Raw genomic sequence first — 22,407 nt, forward strand, 5'->3', positions numbered from 1 at the left:
TTCCAAAAGCCGTGATCTGGCTTATGGGAACAGCCTCGTTGGAAATATCTAAAAAAACCGGGCAGTGATCCATCCGTTACTGGAGGATCGCTGTCCGGTTTTCTTGTACAGTCTGTGAGACAGCACCGTATCGTAATCAGCTTTGAGGGTTGCGCGGTGGGAGCGGCCCAAGGTATTGATAATACTGGCATTCGATCCGCCCGTTATACAGCTTGCGGCGCTTGTCCGCCTTGCGGCCGTACAATTGCTCGAATTCCTTCGACGGGCTGATGGCGAAGAAGGACCATGTCGGGAGATACAGCATCATTTCACCGAACTGGCGGGTCAGACGTTCGACTTCCTTGTCGTTGCTGAGCCGTTCGCCGTAAGGCGGATTGGTAATGATGCAGCCGTATTCGCCTTCCGGCCGTGCCTTCGCGGCAGCGATGTTCTTGAAGGTGATTTCACCGGCGAGACCGGCGCTTTTGGCGGCGGCTTCGGCAATTTCAATCGCCGCAGGATCAATGTCGCTGCCGGTTAATTGCAGCGGATAATCATCGCGCACGGCGTCGAAGGCTTCCTCGCGGGCTTCCTCCCACAGACGTTTCGGGATTTCCGGCCAATGCTCGGAAGGGAACGAACGCCGCAGTCCCGGCGCGATGTTCCAGGCGATCATCGCCGCTTCAATCAGCAGCGTGCCTGAGCCGCAGCAAGGATCGTACAGCGGACGGTGGCCGTTCCAGCGGCTAAGCTGGATCAGGGCGGCTGCCATCGTTTCCTTCAGCGGCGCTTCTGTAGCCTGACGGCGGTAGCCGCGTTTGTGCAGCGCCGGGCCGGTCGTGTCCAGCGTGATCAGGGCGATATCATTCAGCAGAATCATCTCAACCACATAACGCGGTCCATTTTCCGGGAACCATTCCGTACGGTACGAAAGCTTCAGCTTCTCGACAATGGCTTTCTTGACAATCCCCTGGCAGGCGGGTACGCTGGTAAGCTGGGATTTATGCGAGCGGCCTTCCACAGGGAATTCCCCATTCTCGGGAATCCAGTCCTCCCAGTTGATCGCTTTGACGCCTTCGAACAGCTCATCGAAGGTTTTGGCCGGAAACTGGCCCATTTTAACGAGTACACGGTCTGAGGTGCGCAGCCATAAATTGCAGCGGCAGATGTCAATATAATCTCCGCTGAACAATACCCGTCCGTTCTCGACGGTGGTCTCATAACCCAGCTCGTTTAATTCGCGTGCTACTACAGCCTCCAGCCCCATGGGGGCGGTGGCGATCAATTGTAATTTGCCCAAATGCTCTCAACTCCGTTTAACTTGTAGATGGTAACGCAATGCCAGTACAATAAGGTAGTTACCGGAAGGCGATACAACGTATTGCCGGCATTCTAAATATGCGCCTCGTCAAGGACGGCGCAGCTGATCCTTCTAAGTATAGGGGAATGCGCGGGACTTCACAACATGAACTAAAGGAGAATACATATGCCTAACCAAGAAGAATACAGCGAACAGCTTTATACAGAGGATGAGCTGCTGCTTGAAGTGAAGAAAGCAATCGCCGGGAACCACATGCCTGAGGTGTCCATCGCTCCGGGTTATGGACGGCTGCTCACCATGCTGGTGGGCCTGTCCCGTTCGAGGAACATTCTGGAGATCGGCGCGCTTGGCGGGTACAGCGGCATCTGCCTGTGCCGCGGACTAGCGGACGGCGGAAGCCTGACGTCGCTTGAGCTGAAGGCCGAATATGCCGGACTGGCCGAGCGCCACCTGCAGCAGGCCGGATTCGGCGATACGGTGGAATATAAAATCGGCCCTGCGCTGGACAGCCTGAAGCTGCTCGAAGCGGAGGGCCGGACTTTTGATTTCTTTTTCATTGATGCCGACAAGGAGAATTATCCGAATTATCTCGAATATGCGATCAGGCTGGCCTCGCCGGGTGCGGTCATCGCCGGGGATAATATCTTCCTGCGCGGCCGCACCTTGAACACGGACAAGAACGGACCCGCCGTGCAGGCGATGCGCCGTTTCAACGAAATGATAGCGGCTGATCCACGCCTGAATAGTACACTGCTCCCCGCCTATGACGGACTGGCTTTGGCGGTAGTAAAGTAAACACCGGATTTGCGCTTAGGGTACCTGCCGGATTACTCCCTATGCTAGCGGAATAGCCGCGGCTCCGTATTCTTATACAGCTTGAGCCGTACCCAGACGGTATTGATCAGCAGGAAGCAGCCGGAGATGATGAACAGGCCCTCAATACCGATATAGCCCGACAGGAATCCGCCGATCACCGCTCCCAGCATATTGCCAAGGGCCAAGGTACTGCTGTTGAAGCCAAAAGCCCGGCTCTCCTTGCCATCAGGCGTATAGGAACGGATAAGTGCATTGACGCTCGGAAGCAGCCCCCCCATGAAGACGCCCATCAGGAAACGGACAATAATCAGCTGCCAGACGCTGGTTACAAAAGCCTGCGGGATCAGGAACAGCGAAGCTCCGATCAGCGCAAAGGTTAAGATCCGGTGGGCGCCGATTTTGTCGCTCAGCTTGCCCAGTACCGGGGAGGCCAGCATATTGGAGATGCCGGTAACCGCGCTGACCATTCCTGCCCAGAAGGCGATGTTCACAGCGGAGCCGTGCAGCTTCTCCACATACAGGGGCAGCAGTGACATCGGACTGATCATTGCAAACTGCAGCAGAAAGGTAACGCCGAACAAGGCCGGAAGCTGCGGAACCTTGGCCAGCTCCTTGAAGCCTTCCATTACGGAAACCTGCGGAACCTGCGCAGCCTCGACCCGGTCAAATTTCTCTTTGACGAGGAACAAGGCCAGCAGCGAGGCGACGAACAGCAGCGCCCCGACGACATAGAAGATCGGGCGGAACCCGATCCAGTCAGCCAGCGCCCCGCCGATCAGCGGTCCCAGAATAGTACCGGCAACCGACCCGGACTGCATCAGCCCCATGGCGAAGCCCATCCGGGGTTTAGGTGTCGTTCCCGAGACGAGCGCGATGGAGGCCGGGTTGAAGCCGGAGATGGTTCCGTTCAGCAAACGGAGCAGCAGCAGCTGCATTGGAGACTGTGCAAATCCCATCAGCACAATGACGATCGCCATGCCGAAGCTGGAGCGCAGGAGCATGATTTTGCGGCCGTATTTGTCGGCCAGCTTGCCCCACAACGGCTGGAACAGAAATGAGGTCAGAAAGTTCGCGGCAAAAATAAGCCCGGCCCACATTCCGATTGCATGATCACCCTGCACTCCCAGATCTTTGGCAAGATAAAGGGACAGGAACGGGGTAATCATGGTCATCCCGGCATTTACCAGGAATTGGCCAAACCAAAGCACCATGAGGTTGACTTTCCATGTCTCCCAATTCTTCAAAGTGCTTTCACTTCCTTTCAGAGGATTCAAAGAGAAAATATTCACGAAAAATTGACATTCTATCAGTATATCATAGTTTTTTGGCTGGACGGTGCAACACTTGTCATAGTAATGTCATGGGATTGTCATTCCATGAAGGGTGGAGTGGTTGTTACCTACTTTTAAAAAGGGCATAATAAGTTATATGTGTTTACAAATAACCTATCAAATCTAATGGAGATCTTATGATGACCTACAATGACACTTTTATCCGTGCCTGTAAGAAGCAAGAGACAAACCATGTTCCCGTATGGTACATGCGCCAGGCCGGACGTTATGATCCAGAGTACCGTAAAATCAAGGAGAAATACTCGCTGCTGGAAATCTGCAGCCAGCCTGAACTTGCAGCGGAAGTAACTCTGATGCCTGTTCGCAAGCTGGGCGTGGATGCGGCGATCCTTTATTCCGACATTATGAATCCGGTGGCGTCGCTTGGCGTGAAATTCGACATCGTCAAGAATATCGGACCGGTAATCGAGAATCCGATTGCTTCCGCAGCCGATGTGGACAGATTGAAGCCGATTGATGTAGAAGGGGATCTCAGCCACATCCTCAAGACCATTGCCATGTTGGACAAGGAGCTGGAGGTGCCGCTGATTACCTTTGCAGGCGCGCCGTTTACCATTGCCAGCTATCTGATCGAAGGCAGGCCTTCCAAGAGCTATCACCGCACGAAAGAGATGATGTTCAGCCAGCCCCGGGTCTGGGAGAAGCTGATGGAGAAGCTGGGAGATATGGTGATCGCCTATCTGCGTGCCCATGTCCGCAGCGGCGGTAAAGCGTTCCAGCTGTTCGACAGCTGGGTAGGAGCTCTGGCTCCCCGTGATTTTGAACAATATGTCCTGCCAACCATTACGCGTATTTTTGCCGAACTTTCGGATCTCGATGTACCTAAGATCTACTTTCCCGGCGTAAGCTCCGGCGAACTGCTGCCAAGCCTAACGAATCTTAAGGCTGATGTCATCGGAGTCGACTGGCGTGTGAGCCTGAGTGAAGGCAGACGAAGAACAGGCGGCAGATTTGCGATCCAGGGTAATCTGGACCCTTATCTGCTTACAGCACCGATGGAGGTACTGAAGGAGCGGGCCAAGGAACTGATTGATGAAGGCATCCGGGAGCCGGGGTATATTTTCAACCTGGGTCACGGCTTATTTCCCGAGGCTTCTCTGGACACGCTAAGGGAGTTGACTGAGTATGTGCACGAGTACTCGGAGCAGGCGCTGAAAGAAGCTGCACAACCAAGAGCTTAGGATGAACAGCAGATTGCAGAGTATGGACATTATTCGTAAAAGGGGATGGAATCTGTGACAGCAAAAATCGGAGTTCTCGTGATGTCATACGGCACGCCTGAAAGTTTGGAGGGCGTAGAGGCTTATTACACCCACATCCGGCGCGGCAATGCACCTTCAGCCGAGCAACTGAAAGAACTGAAGGACCGCTATGAGGCCATTGTCGGCGGGGTCTTCCCGCTTAGAGAGAACACGGACCGGCAGGTGGAGGCTTTGCAGGAGGCGCTCAACAGCGGCCACAGCGGTGAGGATGTTCAATATATGTGTTATCAGGGGCTTAAGCATGCACATCCGTTTATTGAAGACGGTGTTGAAGCTATGGCGCGGGATGGCATCACCCAGGCGGTCGGGATTGTACTTGCCCCCCATTATTCGGTAATGAGTGTAGGAACCTACATTAAACGTGCCAGGGAAAAAGCTGAAGCCAGCGGAGTCAACATGGAATTTGTGGAGAGCTATCATCTGCATCCCGAGCTGATTGATGTGCTCACCCGCAGAGTGTCTGCCAAGCTTGACCTCTTTGAAGAGACCGGCGCCGCCCGGGATGAGGTTCGTGTATTGTTCAGCGCCCATAGCTTGCCTGAACGGATTCTGGCCATGGGCGACCCGTACCGGGATCAGCTGCTGGAAACGTCAAAAGCGATTGCCGAGCAGGCCGGTGTAACCTCCTGGCAGTTTACCTGGCAGAGCGCGGGCAGAACGGCTGAGCCTTGGCTGGGCCCGGACATTCTGGATACGCTGCGTGAGCTTGGCGAAGCTCAGGTGAAATACGTGCTGTCGGCCCCGATCGGTTTTGTTTCCGACCATTTGGAAGTGCTGTATGACCTCGACATTGAGGCGCAGGCACTGGCTTCGGAACTGGATCTGCGGCTGATGCGCACCGATTCGCTGAACAGTGACCCGGCCTATATGTCGGTCCTCAGCGATGTGGTGCGCACCAAAGCCAGTCAACTGAAGGTGAACCAGTCATGACGGGTTCACCCCGTAAGGTAGTCATCATCGGCGGAGGCCTCAGCGGCCTCAGCGCCGCTTTTTACGTTCGTAAATACTACCGGGAAGCCGGATTACAGCCGGATATTGTGCTAATCGAGAAGGATAAGGCGCTCGGAGGCAAGATCGAAACATTGCAACGTGACGGCTTCGTTGTTGAGAAAGGGCCGGATTCTTTTCTGGCCCGCAAAACGGCTATGAGCGATCTGGCCAAGGAGCTGAAGCTTGATCATGAGCTGGTCACCACCAATCCGAATGCCAAAAAGACGTACATACTGCAGCGCGGCAAACTCCACCCGATGCCGGCGGGGCTTGTTCTCGGCATTCCTACAGAGCTGAAGCCGTTCCTGAAGAGCGGGCTTGTGTCGTTCAGCGGCAAAATGCGGGCGATGCTGGACTTCGTTCTTCCGCCGCGCCGGAGCAGCGAAGATGAATCGCTCGGCCAGCTGATTGAGCGCCGTCTTGGCACTGAGGTGCTGGAGAATATGACCGAACCTCTGCTTGCCGGTATATATGCCGGAGATATGCGCAAGATCAGCCTACAGGCAACCTTCCCCCAGTTCGGTGAGGTGGAACGCCAATACGGCAGTCTTATCCGCGGGATGACTACGGGCCGCAAGCCTGTTGAGACGCATACGGGAACCAAAAAAAGCGCCTTCCTGACCTTTCGCAAAGGACTGCAAAGTATGGTTCATGCCCTGATTCATGAACTGCATGATGTGGAGCAGCGCACCGGAACGGGTGCCGCCCTTATTACCGTCCGCACAGATAGCGGCCGCTCTTCTTCAGCCGAATCCGGTCCGCGGTACGCGGTAGAGCTGGATAACGGCGAAACGCTGCTGGCTGACGATATATACGTCACCGTGCAGAATTTTGCTGCCGCTGAGCTGCTCCGCCCCCATGTGGATGTGTCCGCACTGGATAACGTCAACTATGTATCGGTAGCCAATGTGGTAATGGCCTTTGCCAAGAAGGATATCGTTACGGAATATGACGGCTCGGGGTTCCTTGTTCCCCGCAAGGAAGGGCGCAATATTACCGCCTGCACCTGGACTTCTACCAAATGGCTGCATACAAGCCCTGAGGACAAGGTGCTGCTGCGCTGTTATGTCGGCCGTTCAGGCGATGAACAGAATGTTGAGCTGCCGGATGAGGCGCTTGCGGAGCTGGTGCGCAAGGATCTGCGGGAAATTATGGGAGTTGGCGCACAGCCGCTCTTCACGGAGATTACCCGGCTGAAGCACTCCATGCCGCAGTATCCGGTCGGCCATCCCGGCCGTATCGCAGCGCTTCGCAGTGAGCTGTCGCAGAAGCTCCCGGGCGTCTACGCTTTTGGCGCCGGTTATGATGGCATCGGGATGCCTGATTGCATCAAACAGGCCAAGGAGACGGCTGAAGCCGCAGCCGGAAGCTTGAACAAGCAGCCCGCACCTGTGGGTGCATCCATAGGTTAGAACCAAACGGTGAAGCGGAGGTGGTGGCGCTTCACCGTTTTTTTTATGGAATTCCCGCCCGGCTATTTTGGAGGGAGCAGCATGAGTTATGCTATAATAGAACCAATTTAAAGGCAAAGGGGATTGTTTGTACCCATGTATCCGCCGAGATCACGCACACGACAGAACAATAAGCGCAGCACTAAACGCCGGCGCAGAAGGGTTTGGGCGTGGACCAACGTAAGTTTGCTTTTGTTGATGACCGCTATGCTAACCTATTATTTTATTGGAGATCACGACAAAGAGAATGCTGCCCCGCCACCGCCTTCAGAGGCGGTAGTTTCGCCTTCACCGGATGCCGTGACACCTGAGCCTGAAGCTACGGCGACCGTAACTCCTGAGGTCACAGCTAGTGCTGAACCTACTCCAGAACCCTCTCCAGAGGCTTCACCGGCACAGGAGAATATAACAGAGGCAACGCCATCCCCCGAGGCTAGCAGAGCTCCAGAGACTGCAATAGGTTCCGGAGACGATGGAGATGGCGGAGATGGTGGTAAGAATACCGGCGATGCGGTTTCCGGATTGCCGGAGAATGCCGGGGACACAGTCACGCTGAATTTTGCCGGGGACGTGATTTTTGCCGGCAAGGTTGGGGAACTGCTCCAGAAGAAAGGGTATGATTATTCCTATTCTGCCCTGAATGGAATGTTTAAGAAGGATGATCTCACCGTAGTGAATCTGGAAACACCGATTACTACGGGTGGTGTGAGCGCCGAGAACAAGCAGTTTGTATTCAAGGGAGCGCCAGAGGCCTTGGATGCGCTGAAGTCAGCCGGTGTGGATGCGGTAAATCTTGCCAATAACCATACGCTGGATCAAGGGGAGCAAGGTCTGCTGGATACTTTGAGCAACCTCAGCAAGCGGGGGATTCCTTATGTAGGAGCAGGAGCCGACAGCAAGGAAGCTTATACGACCCAGTATTTTGAGCGCCAGGGAATCCGGATAGCCTTGCTTGGCTTCACACGTGTTATTCCTCATACCGACTGGATCGCCGGAGCGAAGAAGCCCGGTGTTGCTTCTGTCTATGACAGCAGAGAAGGGCTGAAGGCCATCGCCGCAGCCAAGAAGAAGGCTGACTTGGTCGTTGTAGTTGTCCACTGGGGGAAGGAACGGGTTGAACAATATGATGCGACCCAGCAGGAGCTGGGACGCAGCTTTATTGATGCCGGAGCGGACCTGGTGATGGGCGGCCACCCGCATGTGCTGCAGGGGATAGAGCCGTACAAGGGCAAATGGATCGCTTACAGCACAGGCAATTTTATTTTCACACGGTCCAAGGTTCCTGCTACCTGGGAGACCGCTGTTTTTCAGGCACAATGCACTGACAAAGGCGAGTGTTCGCTGAAACTGAGCCCGATGGACGCCGAATTAGGCCAGCCGGTGCCTATGAATGATGTGGATGGACAGCTTTTGCTGAATAAGGTTCAATCCTTATCTTCAGGACTTGTAACTATCAGAAACGACGGAACCGTCGTACAAGCCGGCAAATAGGGCTAAACCAACAAGATAGTCGTAAGCAGCTCGCACCGGTCCCTGCAGATTTCACGGGGGAATCCGGAGACAGACCATACTTCTGCTGGAGGTACTTATGATGAAAAACATGTGTGTAGCCCACCGTGGATTCTCCGGGAAAGCGCCGGAGAATACGCTCGCAGCCGTTCGCATGGCGCTTGCTCTGCCTTATGTACGCTGGATGGAAATTGATGTTCAGCTGACCAGGGACGGGGTGCCGGTCGTCATCCATGATTTTACGCTGGACCGGACGACGAACGGACACGGCAAGATTAAGAACATGGATTATGAGCATCTCCGGCGCCTGGATGCGGGAAGCTGGAAAGGGCGTGCCTTCCGGGGGGAGCGGGTCCCTTCGCTGGAAGAGGTGCTTGAGCTTGCTTCCGGCCGGCTGCGCCTGAATATTGAACTGAAGACCAGCGGTGATATGTATCCGGGTCTGGAGAAGGCAGTCATTGACCTTATCTCTTCCAAAGGGATGCGGGATGATGTTGTGCTGACCTCATTTGATGCCGGGGCATTGCAGCGGATCAAGGAGCTGGATCCGCGGTTTCGCACCGGTCTGATTTATGATTCCAGAACCGGTGATCCGGCCCGTAAGCTGAAGGAGCTGGATTGCTCCTTTCTGTCCATCAGCTTTGCAAGGCTGAATCCGGGGCTGGCGAAGCTGCTTGCCGAACGCGGTGTCAAAACGATGGCCTGGACGGTGAACAAGGCGAAGGAGATGCGCCGTCTGGCTGAAATGCATTCCGATATCATGATCTGTACGAACCGTCCGGATATCTGGGGCGAAACTTTTCTGAAGGCTTAAGGACATTACCAATGGACGGGAAAGGAGCTGATTATAATGTGTGCAGATGTTAATAACATATACTGTGTTGGACGCAATTATAAATTACATGCCGAGGAGCTGGGAAACCAGGTTCCGGTGGAGCCGCTGATCTTCCTGAAGCCCTCTCATGCGGCGGTATCTCTCGATAAGGCCATTATTCATCTCCCGCAGGATGCCGGACTTATTCACTATGAAGGTGAACTGGTACTGCGCATCGCGCGTGATTATGTACCGGGCATGAGCGTGGAGGAACTGGTGGATGTCATGGCGCTCGGCCTGGATTTCACCCTGCGTGACGTGCATAATGATCTGCAGAAGAAAGGCTTGCCATGGACGGCTGCCAAAGGCTTCAAGAACGCTGCTCCGCACACCCCTTATATTGCTTTTCCCGAGCAGGAGGAGCTGGAAGCAACAGATTTCACCGTGTTGAAGAATGGGGTGGAAGTGCAGCGCGGGAATGTGAAGAACATGATTTTTTCGCTGCAAAAGATTGTTGAATTCATTGCCGCCCGCTACGGGCTTGGCAAAGATGATGTGATATTCACGGGTACCCCTGCCGGGGTAGGTCCGGTTGTTTCAGGCGATTCCTTCGAGCTGTACTGGGGCGAGAAGCTTATGGGCACCTGCCTGATCGGTTAACCTTAATCAGTCCTCGTCTTCCGGAGATTCGTCTCCGGAAGATGCTTATTCTTGCAGAAGCGGAGTTGAATCTATGTTATGGGTGATCGGTGCCTGCGGCGCTTTGCTGGTCGCCGGAGCGGCTTATGCCAAACAGTCGCTGAGCTTATCCGGCATGCTGGCGGCGGTTGTTATGGGGACCATTTATTTTGGTGCCGGAAATGCCTTCTGGTTCGGCATCCTGCTGCTGTTCTTCATCTCTTCCAGTATGTTATCCAAACTTCATCATGAGAATAAGGCCGAACTGGAGCTGACGTATGACAAGACAGGACGCCGGGATGCCGGGCAAGTGTTTGCCAACGGCGGAATGGGCATGCTGCTCGTCCTGCTGAATGCCATTTATCCCCTGGAGATTTGGGGATTTCTCTTTATCGGCGTAATGGCAACCGTGACCTCGGATACCTGGGCCACGGAAATTGGCACGCTCTCCAAGAAACCTCCGCGGTCGGTGCTCACGGGCAAAATCCTCCAGGCAGGAACCTCCGGCGGCGTATCGCTGCCGGGCACTCTGGCCGCCGCCGCAGGCGGAGCCTTCATTGGAGTTGCCTCCTGGGCGCTCCGGGCGGCCTCCGGCATGCCGGACCATTCCTTCCTGCGGCTTACGCTCGCCGGACTCGTGGGCGGTCTCGCCGGCGCTTTCGCCGACTCGATCCTGGGCGCTACGGTGCAGCGGATGAACCGCTGCACTAAATGCGGCCGCGAGGTGGAAGCCTCGCAGCATTGTGGTCAGCCCACGGTGTATGCCCGCGGCTGGCGCTGGATGGACAACGACGCGGTCAATGCGCTGAGTTCGGTCATCGGCGGCGCTGCCGCGCTGCTGATCGGCTTTACAGCCAGTTAGAAAGTCAACAATACAGCAATGCGCCATATAGTCAGGAGGTGAACCGGATGAGCAGTGCAGCAAATCACAAGCATACTGCCATTCTGGATGCCGCTTATGAGCTTTTCGGTTCAGGAGGTTTCTACGAGACGAAAATGTCCGAAGTGGCGGAACATGCGGGAATCGCTAAGGGTACAGTTTATTTGTATTTTAAAAGCAAGGAAGAGCTCTTTATGGCTGTCACCCGCCGCGACTGCGAGGGCTTCATGCAGCAGCTTGAGCACAAGCTGGAGGACTGTACAGCTCCGACAGAGAAGCTGGCGGTGATCGCCGAACATCATCTGATGTATTATTACGAGCGCAAGCAGCACACCAAGCTGTTCTTCCGGGCTCCCAACAACAACCCGGAGCTGGTGGCCTATATGGCGCTTTTTATGGAGGAATATATGCAGGCCGTGGTGAAGGTGCTCCTGGAAGGCGGGGCCTCCGAACCGGAGCTGATGGCTCAATCCTATATCGGGATGCTGGACCGGCTGAAGATGGATATTCTGTTTCAACCCTCCTTTACGGAAGAGGACGCGTATAAGCGGGCAAAATTTGCTGCGGCGCTGTTTATTCACGGGGCAATCGGCAGTCTGAGTGCGGAGAATGGCTATTAAACGGCCAAAAGGGTCAACTAAACGCAGCATAAATCGGTAATGAAAATATAAGGCAAGCGAGGACAGCGTATGAATATTATGACCGTGGAACATCTTTCCAAAAGTTATGGAGAGAAAATTTTGTTCCGTGATGCATCGTTTGGTATGGATGACCGGGACAAGATTGGTGTCATCGGTGTGAATGGAACAGGCAAATCGACCTTTTTAAAAATCATCGCCGGGCTGGATACCGCCGACGAGGGACAAATCGCAATCGGCAACGGTGTGCGGGTGCAGTATTTGGCGCAGAATCCGCCCTATGAACCAGGTAATACCGTGCTGCAGCAGGTATTTGCAGGAGATGATCCTGAGCTTGCTACCATGCGTGAATATATGGAAATTATGGCCCTGCTGGAGAAGAACCCCGGCGACGCCGGACTGGAGGGCAGACTGGTGCGGATCGGGCAATCTATCGATGCCGCCGGAACCTGGCATCTGGAGAGTGAAGCCAAAACCGTGCTGACGAAGCTCGGCATCACCCGTTTTGACGCCTTGATGGAGACGCTCTCGGGGGGGCAACGCAAGCGTGTAGCACTCGCGGCCGCCCTGATTACACCTTCCGAGCTGCTGATTCTGGATGAGCCGACCAACCATATTGATACCGACTCCGTGGCATGGCTGGAGCAGTATCTGCAGAAGCGGCGCGGAGCGCTGCTGATGGTTACGCATGACCGTTACTTCCTGGAACGGGTAGCCAGTGTCATGCTGGAGCTGGACGGAGGGCGTCTGTACCGCTATGAAGCGAACTACTCGCGGTTCCTGGAGCTGAAAGCGGACCGTGAAGAGCGGGAAGCGTCGGCCGAGCAGAAGCGCAAGAATCTGCTGCGCACAGAGCTGGCCTGGATTCGCCGCGGAGCCAAAGCACGGTCCACGAAGCAGAAAGCGCGAATCGACCGCTTCGAGAAGTTGAAGGAAAGCCAGGGCGGCGCTTCGGCTGGAGCAATGGATATTTCCGTCGCTTCGACCAGGCTGGGCCGCAAAATCATTGAAATGAAGGATCTTACCAAGGCGCTGGACGGCCGGACACTGATTAAGGATCTGACCTATATCGCCGTACCGCAGGACCGTGTAGGGATTGTTGGTCCAAACGGCAGCGGTAAGTCAACACTGCTTAATCTGATTGCCGGCAAACTTCAGCCGGACAGCGGCGAGGTTCAGCTGGGTGCAACGGTCAAACTGGGTTACTTTACACAAGAGCATCAAGATATGGACGACACCATGCGGGCGATTGAGTATGTAAAGGAAGAGGCGGAGATCATCCGCACCGCTGACGGCAGTGTCATAACGGCCGGGCAGATGCTGGAGCGTTTCCTGTTCCCTCCGGCGATGCAGTGGACACCCATCTCCAAGCTGTCCGGCGGTGAGAAAAGACGCCTCTACCTGCTTCGTGTACTGATGGGGGCGCCTAACGTGCTGCTGCTGGACGAGCCGACCAATGACCTGGATATCGGGACGCTCGCCGTTCTGGAGGATTATCTGGACGAATTTCCCGGCGTAGTGTTCACTGTATCGCATGACCGTTATTTTCTGGACCGTACGGTGGATAAGCTGATCGCTTTTGAGAACGGGCAGATCCGGCTGCATGTCGGTGACTACAGTGAATATGAGGAGTGGCTGGCGAAAAACGTTACTGTCCGCAGTGATAATGGCAAAGACGAAGCAGCGGGTGGGGGCAAACGCAGCTCTGCCCCGGAGCAGAGCCAGAATGTACAGACCTCCCCTCCAACCCGGGAGAAGCTGAAATTTACCTTCAAGGAACAGCGGGAATATGAGGGGATCGACGAGCAAATCGAGCTGGCGGAGCAGCATCTGGTAGATATCACTGCGCAGATGGAAGCCGCTTTTGCCGACTCTGGCCGGCTGCAGGAGCTTGTGGACCAGCAGCGGCAAGGCGAAGCAGAGCTGGAACGCCTGATGGAGCGCTGGACGTATCTGAACGAGCTGGCAGAGCGAATCGCCGGCAAAGCTTAAGATCAGGGATCAGGTAAGAGAATAAGATGAACATACACAGCAAGCCGACTTCCGTTGCTAACGGAGGTCGGCTTGCTTTTTGATATGCGGCAATGAAAGTTTATTGTTTCATTTTACAGAGGATAAATTCTCTTAACCTATGTAGTCTATCACCCGCTCCAATTGCTGTTAGCGTAATACAGTAATAGGGAGGAGGAGATGTTATGCCAAGAATAACTCAGTCTGTCAGAGAATTGAAAAGGTTTATAGAGAATGCGGAGTCGGTCTGGGTTGAAGTGTTTTACTCGGCTGATACTAACAGAGTAATCATTGTGGACGGAAGGGAATATTTAAGGCTGCCGCTGAGATTCAGTACAAGAGCCAAGGTGATAGCTTATTTCAGAAGATATTGGGGTATTGTTTTGAGCAATAGAATGTTCTGTAATCTAATGACTGTTACAAGAAATGGAAGATTGTACGTGATTGCAGGAGATACAGGTCCCCTGCCATACTATCCCCGGAGACTTCGGGTTACGAGTCGTACATCAACTAGACTTCGGGTTACGGCCAGCCTGTCCTTTGACGTAGATACAGATGAAGGAACTGAAATCATCCGTTACCTGATCGCCAGATCCGGGGAGCGGCTTACGATTCTGGACCGGAGTAATAAGGTCGGTGATCCAAGGTATCAACCCTGCCGGTAAACTGGATGAAGATTGATTTGCACAACAAGTGGAAACGGCTTCGCCGTCCTCAAAAGGACGGTATCCGTTTCAGCGAGAAATAGAAGGATAATTTATAGCGTGAAACATATAAATTCTTATCTTTTAAAAAAAGCAGGCTCAGTCCGATTCCGCTGACTGAGCCTGCCTTCATGTTTTAATTCGTTAAACGGTCTATTTGCCCCCGGCCACGGCAATCATCTGCACCACCGGACGCGAATCGCCGGTTAATACAGCCTCGTCGGCGTTCATCTGCGAGGAGCCGTCACCGTCCAGGAAGATGCCTTCCCTTCCTTCTCCGGGGACATGCTCCAGTACGGCTGTGCGGAACTCTTCCGCTGTACTTAGCGTTGGAGTGACGATCAGCCACAGCTTGCCCGCGCTATCGTAGACCAGGCCGGAGCGCATCCGCTGCTCATCAGCATTAGGAAGATGTTCTGCGGCAGCAGACAACGCCCACAGCTCTTCATGCTGCAGATTCATGCTGATCCCGCCCTGTGCCCAATAGTTGGAGCGGTCAGTGACCTCCAGTTCCTCGCCGGAAGAAACAACCCGCACCGACAGCTTGCCGCTTGCGCCGTCCCAAACCATCGTTCCACGGGCGTATTTGGCATTGAACCAGCCGGAGCCGTAGGCTCCCCGGGCTCCGCTCGACGGATTATCATTCATGATGGCTATCGACAGGAGATCGGTCCCATAGAAGAAACCGCCGTTAATGCCATACGCGGCGATTTGCCGCAAGGGGGCACCGGCAGTACGCAGGACGATATCTTCCGGTGCCAGCGACATCATGTGCAGCTGAACCTTGCCCGAAGTTTCCGCCTCCAGATAGGAGTAGGCATGAGGGAGGCCGTCAAAGACCTCCGCAGGCTGTGTATCCGGTTTAGCCATTGTAATGGCTATCACCGTAATCAAGATAAGCATGAGCAGCACCGCAACGGCAATCAGCCAGTGTTTGCGCCGTAAAATCCGCTGCAGCTTGCTGCCGGTTTCAGTTTGAACCGACATAAGCGGCAAGCAGCTTAGCGGTATTGAGCACGGCCTGCTTGTGTGTGCGCTCCATGGAGTGTGACGCATGCACGCCCGGGCCGATCAGCGCGGCGCGGATATTGTTGCCGCCTCTTAACGCAGCGGAGGCATCGGAACCGTACTGCGGATAGATATCTACCGCGAACGGAATGGCCAGACTGTTCGCCAGATCGATCAGGCGGCCGGTCATGGCATAGTCGTAAGGGCCGGAGGAGTCCTTTGCACAGATAGACACATCGGTCTCCTTGCAGCTCAGGTCATCACCCATCGCGCCCATATCGACAGCGATGAACTCGTTGATCTCTCCGGGGATCCAGGCGGTCCCGTGTCCGACCTCTTCATAATTGGAGATCAGCAGAGAGAGGTTGTGCAGCGGTTTCCAGCCTTCGCGTTTCATGCTTTCCAGCAGGCCCAGCAGAGCGGCCACACTGGCTTTGTCGTCCAGATGGCGGGATTTGATATAACCGCTTGGCGTAATCACTGCGCGGGCATCAAAGGAGATAAAGTCTCCGACGCCAATGCCGAGCTTCAGTACGTCATCTTTGGTAGAGACGAGTTCGTCGATGCGAATCTCCATATTCTCCTCAACGCGTTTGAAATCGCGCGCATCCGGATAGACATGGACCGAAGGATGGCTGGTCAAAATGGTGCCGGTGTAGGTCAACCCGGTACGGGTATGTATGACGCAGTACTCATTCTCAATACTGCTCATGGTAAATCCGCCGACAGAAGTGAGGCGAAGTGTTCCGTTCGGTTTAATGGACCGTACCATAGCGCCTAAGGTGTCCACATGGGCGCTGATACCGATGGTGCGCGAAGGATCAAGGCCGGGGACGGTCAGAATAACGCCGCCTTTTTCGTTCCAGCTTAAAGGTACGTTCAAGGCTGCTGCTTCTTCAGCCACAAGATTCATGACCTGGGCCGTGAATCCGCTGGGGCTTGGAGTATCCAGCAGTTTTTTGAGAATAGAGAGAATATAGTCTTCATTAGGCTGAATGGTAAGCAAGGTTAAGCCCTCCTGTTCATGATTAAGGAATAGAGACCTAGTGTTGAGTAGTGTGTTCTGTGGAAAGGCTGTCATACTGTGTACCCAGAGAGTCCAGTGAACTACCTGCGTCACGCAGTTTGTTCAGCTCTGCTGTCAGTCCTTTAATCTGCTTCTGCAGCTTATACTGGCGGAAAATGCCGTAAGAACCGACAACGACTCCACCGATCAGCGCACAGCCCAGAATGACGAGAATGAGCGGGATGCTGACAACATCAAAACCGAAATTAACCGGTACCGTATCGACGTTCATGACTGCGAACACAGCAGTAAGCAGAGCGAAGAAAAGACCGAGAATAAGCGACCATTGCAATTTCATATGATTTCCTCCTAGACGGTATGACAATATAAATCCCTCGCCCGCAAAGGGCAAGGGATTAATGTAATACTAAGCTTTCTGCCTTATTTGGTCAACTGTTCCATTTGCTCAATCACGCTTTCGAACACGCTCATAGCTTCGCGGATCGGTTCAGGAGAAGACATATCTACTCCGGCTTTGGACAGAATGTTGATCGAATAGTCACTGCCGCCGCTCTTCAGGAAGCCAAGGTAGCGGTCCACCGCCGGTTTGCCTTCTTCAAGAATCTGCTTCGCGAAGCTGGTTGCAGCCGAGAAGCCGGTAGCATATTTGTAGACGTAGAAGCTGTTGTAGAAATGCGGAATCCGTGCCCATTCCATTTCGATATCTTTGTCCACAACCATGTCTTTGCCATAGTATTTGACGTTAAGGTCATAGTACACAGCCGAAAGATCCTGCGGAGTAAGCGATTCGCCGTCTTCCGCGCGCTGGTGAATGATTTTCTCGAACTCGGCGAACATTGTTTGCCGGAATACTGTAGTCCGGAACTGGTCGGCATAATAGGTAAGCAGGTACATTTTTTCCTTCGGATCAGTCGACTTGTTCAGCAGATAATCCATCAGCAGCGCTTCGTTAGTTGTGGAAGCCACTTCCGCAAGGAAAATGGTGTACTGTGCATCCCGGTATTTCAGCGCATTGTCCGAATAGTAGGAGTGAAGGGCGTGGCCCATTTCATGCGCCAGCGTGAACATGCTGTTCAGGTTGTCGTTATGGTTCAGCAGCACATAAGGATGGGTGCCGTAGGAACCCCAGCTGTAGGCGCCGGTGCGTTTGTTCTCATTCTCGTAAATATCGATCCAGCCATTGTCATAGCCTTCCTGCAGCACACTCAGGTAATCTTCGCCGAGAGGCTTCAGGCCTTCTTTGGTGATTTTCTTGGCTTCTTCAAAGGTAATGTCCAGCTTATATTCGTCCACAAGCGGAGCGAACAGGTCATACATATGTAACTCGTCAACCCCGAGCAGCTTCTGGCGCAGCTTCATGTAACGGTGCATCAGCGGCAGGCTTTCGTGAATGGTGTCGATCAGGTTGGTATATACCTCTTTTGGAATGTTGTCACCGTACAGCGACATTTCCAGAACGGACGGATACTTGCGCACACGTGAGTAGAATACGTTCTTATTCACATTTGCACTAAGGGTGGAGGCAATGGTGTTTTTTTGCTTGCCATAAGTTTCATAGACTGCCTTAAAAGCATTCCGCCGCACTTCGCGGTCAGGGCTCTCCAGGAACTGGATATAGCTGCCGTGTGTCAGCTCTACTTCCTTGCCTTCTTCATTCTTGACCTTGGGGAACTTCAGGTCCGCATTGTTCAGCATGCTGAAGATCGTTTGCGGTGCCTGGGAGATATTGCCAACCTGAGCGAGCAGGGCTTCTTCCGCTTTGGACAGGACATGTGCCTTTTCGCGCTTCATTTCCGTCAAAGTGAACGTGTAAGCCGATAAGGAAGGGTCAGCAATGAACCGGTCCAAAGTCTCATCCGGCAGGGACAGAATCTCAGGTGTTACAAAAGAGAGAGCTTCTCCGGCTTCGACACTAAGCTTTTTCGCTTTTTGGGTAAGTGCCTGATAGGTTGGGGCAGCCGTATCTTCATCCTGACGCATATGAGCATATACATACAGGCGTTCAGTCAGCAGCGACAGCTGGTCATCGAGCTCGAAGCAGGCCTTCAGCTTGTCGGAAGAATCAAGCTTTCCCTGGAAATCAGCCGTTTTCTTGATCAGCTCTTTAACTTCAGCATATTCTGCATCCCATTCCTTCTGTGAAGCAAACATATCTTCAAGCTTCCAGCGGTTCTCGGCGGGTACTTCACTTCTCTTCAATAATTGTTCCATAGAAATCCTCCTTGAATGATGGGATGTAGTAGGCATAATCTTCTGCGGCGCAGCTGAAGCGGAATAGTTGCCCGGCAGCAGGCAGAGCGCAAGCAGAAGCGGCAGGGATTTGGCGCGAAAGGACATACTGCAGCCTCCTAGATCTTAAAGTCAGCTTAGTATGCCCTGCCAAATTCTGATTATTAACGCTTAAGCACAATTTACAGAAGTTATGCCAACAAGCTATAAATAATGAAGACAAAAGCCAAGGCAATCAGGATTACGGCAGTCAGGGCCATGCCGCGCTTCATGCGCGGCGGCATCTTGTCCTTGCCCATAATCAGCACAGCCCCAAGGCATAGAACAACGACTACATATATTACGAGATTCTCGTTATCCATGTCCGGTTATACCTGCTTGAAGGCAGCGATGATATTCTTGTATTCTTCTTCATTATCTTTATAGGATTCTTTGTTGAACCGGTTGTTAACCCATTGCATCATGGCCGGACGGCTCATAAAGGTATGCGTTTCTTCTCCCCATTGATCAGAAATTTCACGGAGAATAATATAGCGTCCCTGAACCTCGACAGTCATCATGTTCCACTTGTCTGTTTTGTATATTTCATGTTTTTTGATCATTATCATTACCACCCTGGCGATTTTTGGCTTTTGGCTCAATGATAACGCACCGGGGAAGGGAAAAGCAAATGAAATCACTAATATAGGAAATTCATGGATTGCTTTGCAGGAATAGTTGGGTTATAATGTAAGCATACGCCATATATGGCGGTATTTTTAGGAGGTTGTTCATTTGAAAGGTACAGTAAAATGGTTTAACGCAGAAAAAGGTTATGGTTTCCTTCAAGTAGAAGGCGGCGAAGATGTATTCGTTCACTTCTCAGCAATTCAAGGCGACGGTTTCAAGACTTTGGACGAAGGTCAAGCAGTTGAATTCGATATCACTGACGGTAACCGTGGTCCTCAAGCAGCTAACGTAGTTAAATTATAAGAAACGGCCGGACAGTTCAGCTGTCAGCCGCAATATATATTTGATTTATGGCAAAGCACTTGCAAGAGTGGTAACCATCAACTTACAAGACACACAGTTCTTTCGGGAACTGTGTTTTTTTATTTGGGTTTTTTATTATAGAGAAGAGACCTTACCTACCATAGTCTGGGCAGTAAGGTCTCTTGTTTTATTGAGCCGGCGGGAAGGGCGAATCCGGCGGCTTGCTGGCGGCAGGTTTTATTTTACGGTTAAAATAACGTCCGGGGCCTCCTCCAACATCAACGAGATGCTTGCCGAGAAACCCAAGGAAGGCGAGCAGTGAAAAGCCCGTGGCCACCAGGTAAAAAACTTCGCGTCCGGCGTCCTGAAAAATCAGGCCTCCGAATGTACCGCTTAGCAGGCCGGAGGCGCTGGACCACACCACCGTGAATAGAGCGAGTCCTGTTGCACGCAGATGGTCGGGAATGATCCGTGTAATGTACCGGACGGCCGTCACATAAAAAACTCCGAACGAAATGCTGTGCATCGCCTGAATAGCGATAATGGCCCCGGGAACATCGGCCAGCGACATAAGCAGAAAGCGCAAGGCATACATAAGGCTGCCAATCGCGAGCAGCGGCAGCTCTTTGAATCTTTCTCCATATTTGCTGAGCAAAAAGAAGACAGGGATTTCGCTAAGTGCCGAAGCGAGCAGTGCCCAGCCGATGACTTCATCACCGGCATTCATGCCTTTCAGGCTGAGTGTTAGAAAAGCTTCATTCATTCTGTGGCCGAGGGCGAGTACGAATACACAGCCGAAGAACCACAGCACTTCCTTTTGCAGTAAAATTTCTTTAAGTCCGCCGCTCTTGACAGGGGGCTCTCCAGAGCTGACACTGCTCCCGGTTGCTTCATCATTCCGCTTGGCATCCTTCAGCCCGAAGGTGATAAGGAGTGCGGCAGCAATGATAACAAGACAGACGGTAATGCTGTAGGAAGGACCTAAGGCCCGCAGAACGTAGCCGATGGTGAGCGCGAAGAAGGAATACCCGAGAGAGCCGAATACGCGTATGGCAATGAAGTTGCGTCCGTGGCGCTGCGCTATTTTGATGGCCATAGTGTCTGCAAGCGGAAAAACCGGGTAATAGAAGAAATAGAAAAGGGAAATAATAAGCATAACACTTGTAAAGCCGGTGGCCCTAGCCAGCATTATTGCAGTTACCAATTGACCTGCCAGGAGGATAGCCATGATCTTTTTGATCGTGCCCAGCCGGTCGCTGACCATGCTCCAGAACAGATTGGAAAGAATGGAGATCAGCGGTCCGACAGAATATATCAGTCCGACCTGAGGGCTGCTGAAGCCCAGATGGGTATAGAATAGCGGGAAATACGAAACTACCAGCACACTTGTGCCGTAAAGTGTGAACATAAAGGATCGCAGCCAGTTCTGATCGCTGTACCGGCCGCCGGTCCGTCCTGAATACATGAAGTTGCACTCCTCCGGATATCAAATACGGATAGTATAGCATAAAGAAAAGTCGGCATGTTTGTTAAAATTGAGGTATTTCTGAATCTTTCAACCTTTTGCGAAAGTGATTTTGTTGTTTGTACAAATACGTTGATGATATTATAATAATGATGATTTGGATAAGGAGACAACAATGTGGAGGCACTGTCATTGAGTGAATTTGAGCAAGGCCGTTACCTTAGCCCGCGGGGCCCTATTGGGCTTATGAACAGGGTCTACAAGTACGTGCTGCCGGAAGTGCGGGAATGTCTGGGCTTCTGGCGCCAGGATGCGGAAGGGATTCCCGATCCCGAGCTCCGCAAGCAAGCGCTTGCCAGCATTGAGACGAAGCAGTTTCATTGTGAAGGCGGCGGGATTTATGCCGCCGGTAATTTGTCAATGAGACATATATTGATTCCGTTAATTGTCGCATACCAAACGATCAGTGATTATCTGGACAACTTATGTGATCGCAGTACTTCGCTGGATCCTGCCGATTTCAGGCTGCTGCATCAATCCATGCTGGACGCAATTACCCCCGGTGCAGAGCCTGTTAATTATTATGCGCTGCGCAGCGAGCAGAATGACGGCGGATATTTGTACAGGCTGGTCCGGAAGTGTCAGGAGATGACCGCGCTTTTGCCCGGGTATGCTTCGGCGGTCGCGGAGATTCATGATCTGGCTGTACTGTATACGGATTTGCAGGTTTATAAGCACATAAGCCCCGAACTCAGGGAAGATGCCCTGAAGGAGTGGTGGGCGAAAGAGGGAAAGCGTGCTCCGCATCTTCAATGGAATGAGTTTGCAGCAGCAACAGGTTCCACGCTGGGTGTATTTATGCTTTTTCTGGCCTCTTGCGACCCCAAGCTGACTAAATCGGCATCGGTTTCGATTCGTGCTGCGTATTTTCCGCATCTTTGCGGATTGCACATTATGTTGGATTACCTGATCGATCAGGATGAAGACCGGGCCGGCGGTGATCTTAATTTCTGCAATTATTATGACAATTCAGATACTATGCTGAACCGGATCGCTTCCATCGTGGAGTGGGCCCGTAAGGATGTCCGTAATCTTCCCGAGACCTCCATGCACCGCATGGTGATTGAGGGGCTTCTGGCACTTTATTTATCCGATCCGAAAGTCAGCGAACAGCGGGAGGTTCGCACGGTATCGAAGCGTCTGATGAGAAAGAGCCCGCTGACCAGACTGTTCTTTTTTGTGAACAGCCGCTGGATCCGCAAACACATGTATTAGATGTCGTGGAGCGCATTCCCTCAATAA

The 22,407-nt window shown here is 52.9% G+C and carries 22 protein-coding genes; 13 read left to right on the forward strand and 9 right to left on the reverse strand.

The features are described 5' to 3' along the window. Positions 1–136: 136 nt before the first annotated feature. Complete coding sequence (locus H70357_RS12200) at positions 137–1,279, reverse strand: THUMP domain-containing class I SAM-dependent RNA methyltransferase (RefSeq protein ID WP_038589585.1); 1,143 nt, start codon at positions 1,277–1,279, stop codon at positions 137–139. A 186-nt stretch (positions 1,280–1,465) separates the two neighbouring features. Between H70357_RS12200 and H70357_RS12205 the strand changes: the two genes are divergently transcribed. Next, positions 1,466–2,095: an O-methyltransferase gene (locus H70357_RS12205; protein WP_038589588.1), complete on the forward strand. Its 630-nt coding sequence runs from the start codon at positions 1,466–1,468 to the stop codon at positions 2,093–2,095. 44 nt (positions 2,096–2,139) lie between these two features. Here H70357_RS12205 and H70357_RS12210 read toward each other — a convergent pair whose 3' ends face one another. Then, positions 2,140–3,360 carry an MFS transporter gene (locus H70357_RS12210; protein ID WP_038589591.1) on the reverse strand — a complete coding sequence of 407 codons (1,221 nt, stop codon included), beginning with the start codon at positions 3,358–3,360 and terminating at the stop codon, positions 2,140–2,142. Positions 3,361–3,587: 227 nt separating this feature from the next. On the opposite strand from H70357_RS12210, the gene hemE reads away from it, so the two are divergent. From hemE to H70357_RS12260, 10 genes are all read left to right on the forward strand, one after another. Continuing rightward, entirely contained in the window at positions 3,588–4,649 is a 1,062-nt protein-coding gene (hemE, locus tag H70357_RS12215) for a uroporphyrinogen decarboxylase (protein WP_038589594.1), read from the forward strand. Positions 4,650–4,703: 54 nt separating this feature from the next. Continuing rightward, positions 4,704–5,660, forward strand: coding sequence for a ferrochelatase (hemH, locus tag H70357_RS12220; protein ID WP_156130861.1), 957 nt, complete (start codon positions 4,704–4,706; stop codon positions 5,658–5,660). Continuing rightward, positions 5,657–7,132 (forward strand): protoporphyrinogen oxidase, encoded by a 1,476-nt coding sequence (gene hemG, locus H70357_RS12225; RefSeq protein ID WP_038589600.1) that lies wholly within the window; start codon positions 5,657–5,659, stop codon positions 7,130–7,132. The genes hemH and hemG overlap by 4 nt, the downstream gene beginning before the upstream one ends. A 135-nt stretch (positions 7,133–7,267) precedes the next feature. Next, positions 7,268–8,662 carry a CapA family protein gene (locus H70357_RS12230; protein ID WP_038589602.1) on the forward strand — a complete coding sequence of 465 codons (1,395 nt, stop codon included), beginning with the start codon at positions 7,268–7,270 and terminating at the stop codon, positions 8,660–8,662. Between the two features lie 100 nt (positions 8,663–8,762). Further along, positions 8,763–9,494, forward strand: coding sequence for a glycerophosphodiester phosphodiesterase (locus tag H70357_RS12235; protein WP_038589605.1), 732 nt, complete (start codon positions 8,763–8,765; stop codon positions 9,492–9,494). Positions 9,495–9,530: 36 nt separating this feature from the next. Beyond that, on the forward strand, positions 9,531–10,154 hold the full coding sequence (locus tag H70357_RS12240) for a fumarylacetoacetate hydrolase family protein (RefSeq protein WP_038589608.1): 624 nt from the start codon (positions 9,531–9,533) through the stop codon (positions 10,152–10,154). Positions 10,155–10,227: 73 nt separating this feature from the next. Then, positions 10,228–11,034: a DUF92 domain-containing protein gene (locus H70357_RS12245; RefSeq protein ID WP_038589611.1), complete on the forward strand. Its 807-nt coding sequence runs from the start codon at positions 10,228–10,230 to the stop codon at positions 11,032–11,034. A gap of 47 nt (positions 11,035–11,081) precedes the next feature. After that, positions 11,082–11,672 (forward strand): TetR/AcrR family transcriptional regulator, encoded by a 591-nt coding sequence (locus H70357_RS12250; RefSeq protein ID WP_038589614.1) that lies wholly within the window; start codon positions 11,082–11,084, stop codon positions 11,670–11,672. 69 nt (positions 11,673–11,741) lie between these two features. Further along, positions 11,742–13,682 carry an ABC-F family ATP-binding cassette domain-containing protein gene (locus H70357_RS12255; RefSeq protein WP_038589617.1) on the forward strand — a complete coding sequence of 647 codons (1,941 nt, stop codon included), beginning with the start codon at positions 11,742–11,744 and terminating at the stop codon, positions 13,680–13,682. Positions 13,683–13,885: 203 nt separating this feature from the next. Continuing rightward, positions 13,886–14,365, forward strand: a complete 480-nt coding sequence (locus tag H70357_RS12260; protein ID WP_038589620.1) for a DL-endopeptidase inhibitor IseA family protein — start codon at positions 13,886–13,888, stop codon at positions 14,363–14,365. A 192-nt stretch (positions 14,366–14,557) separates the two neighbouring features. Here the strand turns inward: H70357_RS12260 and H70357_RS12265 are convergent, their stop codons facing one another. The 6 genes from H70357_RS12265 to H70357_RS12290 form a co-directional block, all read right to left on the reverse strand. Continuing rightward, positions 14,558–15,391, reverse strand: a complete 834-nt coding sequence (locus H70357_RS12265; RefSeq protein WP_038589623.1) for a hypothetical protein — start codon at positions 15,389–15,391, stop codon at positions 14,558–14,560. Next, on the reverse strand, positions 15,375–16,418 hold the full coding sequence (locus H70357_RS12270) for a M42 family metallopeptidase (protein WP_038589626.1): 1,044 nt from the start codon (positions 16,416–16,418) through the stop codon (positions 15,375–15,377). Before H70357_RS12270 ends, H70357_RS12265 begins: the two co-directional genes overlap by 17 nt. A gap of 37 nt (positions 16,419–16,455) precedes the next feature. Then, positions 16,456–16,776, reverse strand: coding sequence for a LapA family protein (locus H70357_RS12275; protein ID WP_038589630.1), 321 nt, complete (start codon positions 16,774–16,776; stop codon positions 16,456–16,458). 83 nt (positions 16,777–16,859) lie between these two features. Then, positions 16,860–18,650, reverse strand: a complete 1,791-nt coding sequence (gene pepF / locus H70357_RS12280) for an oligoendopeptidase F (RefSeq protein WP_038599338.1) — start codon at positions 18,648–18,650, stop codon at positions 16,860–16,862. Positions 18,651–18,859: 209 nt separating this feature from the next. Then, positions 18,860–19,030, reverse strand: a complete 171-nt coding sequence (locus H70357_RS36280) for a hypothetical protein (RefSeq protein ID WP_038589633.1) — start codon at positions 19,028–19,030, stop codon at positions 18,860–18,862. Between the two features lie 6 nt (positions 19,031–19,036). Next, positions 19,037–19,270, reverse strand: a complete 234-nt coding sequence (locus H70357_RS12290; RefSeq protein WP_036702226.1) for a hypothetical protein — start codon at positions 19,268–19,270, stop codon at positions 19,037–19,039. 172 nt (positions 19,271–19,442) lie between these two features. Between H70357_RS12290 and H70357_RS12295 the strand changes: the two genes are divergently transcribed. After that, positions 19,443–19,640: a cold shock domain-containing protein gene (locus H70357_RS12295; RefSeq protein ID WP_019911834.1), complete on the forward strand. Its 198-nt coding sequence runs from the start codon at positions 19,443–19,445 to the stop codon at positions 19,638–19,640. Positions 19,641–19,827: 187 nt separating this feature from the next. On the opposite strand, the gene H70357_RS12300 is transcribed toward H70357_RS12295, so the two are convergent. Then, positions 19,828–21,105: an MFS transporter gene (locus H70357_RS12300; protein WP_052091991.1), complete on the reverse strand. Its 1,278-nt coding sequence runs from the start codon at positions 21,103–21,105 to the stop codon at positions 19,828–19,830. A gap of 192 nt (positions 21,106–21,297) precedes the next feature. Between H70357_RS12300 and H70357_RS12305 the strand changes: the two genes are divergently transcribed. Further along, positions 21,298–22,380 carry a tetraprenyl-beta-curcumene synthase family protein gene (locus tag H70357_RS12305; RefSeq protein ID WP_038599341.1) on the forward strand — a complete coding sequence of 361 codons (1,083 nt, stop codon included), beginning with the start codon at positions 21,298–21,300 and terminating at the stop codon, positions 22,378–22,380. Positions 22,381–22,407 lie beyond the last annotated feature (27 nt).

Origin of the sequence: Paenibacillus sp. FSL H7-0357, assembly GCF_000758525.1 — a bacterium.
Taxonomy (GTDB): domain Bacteria; phylum Bacillota; class Bacilli; order Paenibacillales; family Paenibacillaceae; genus Paenibacillus_AQ.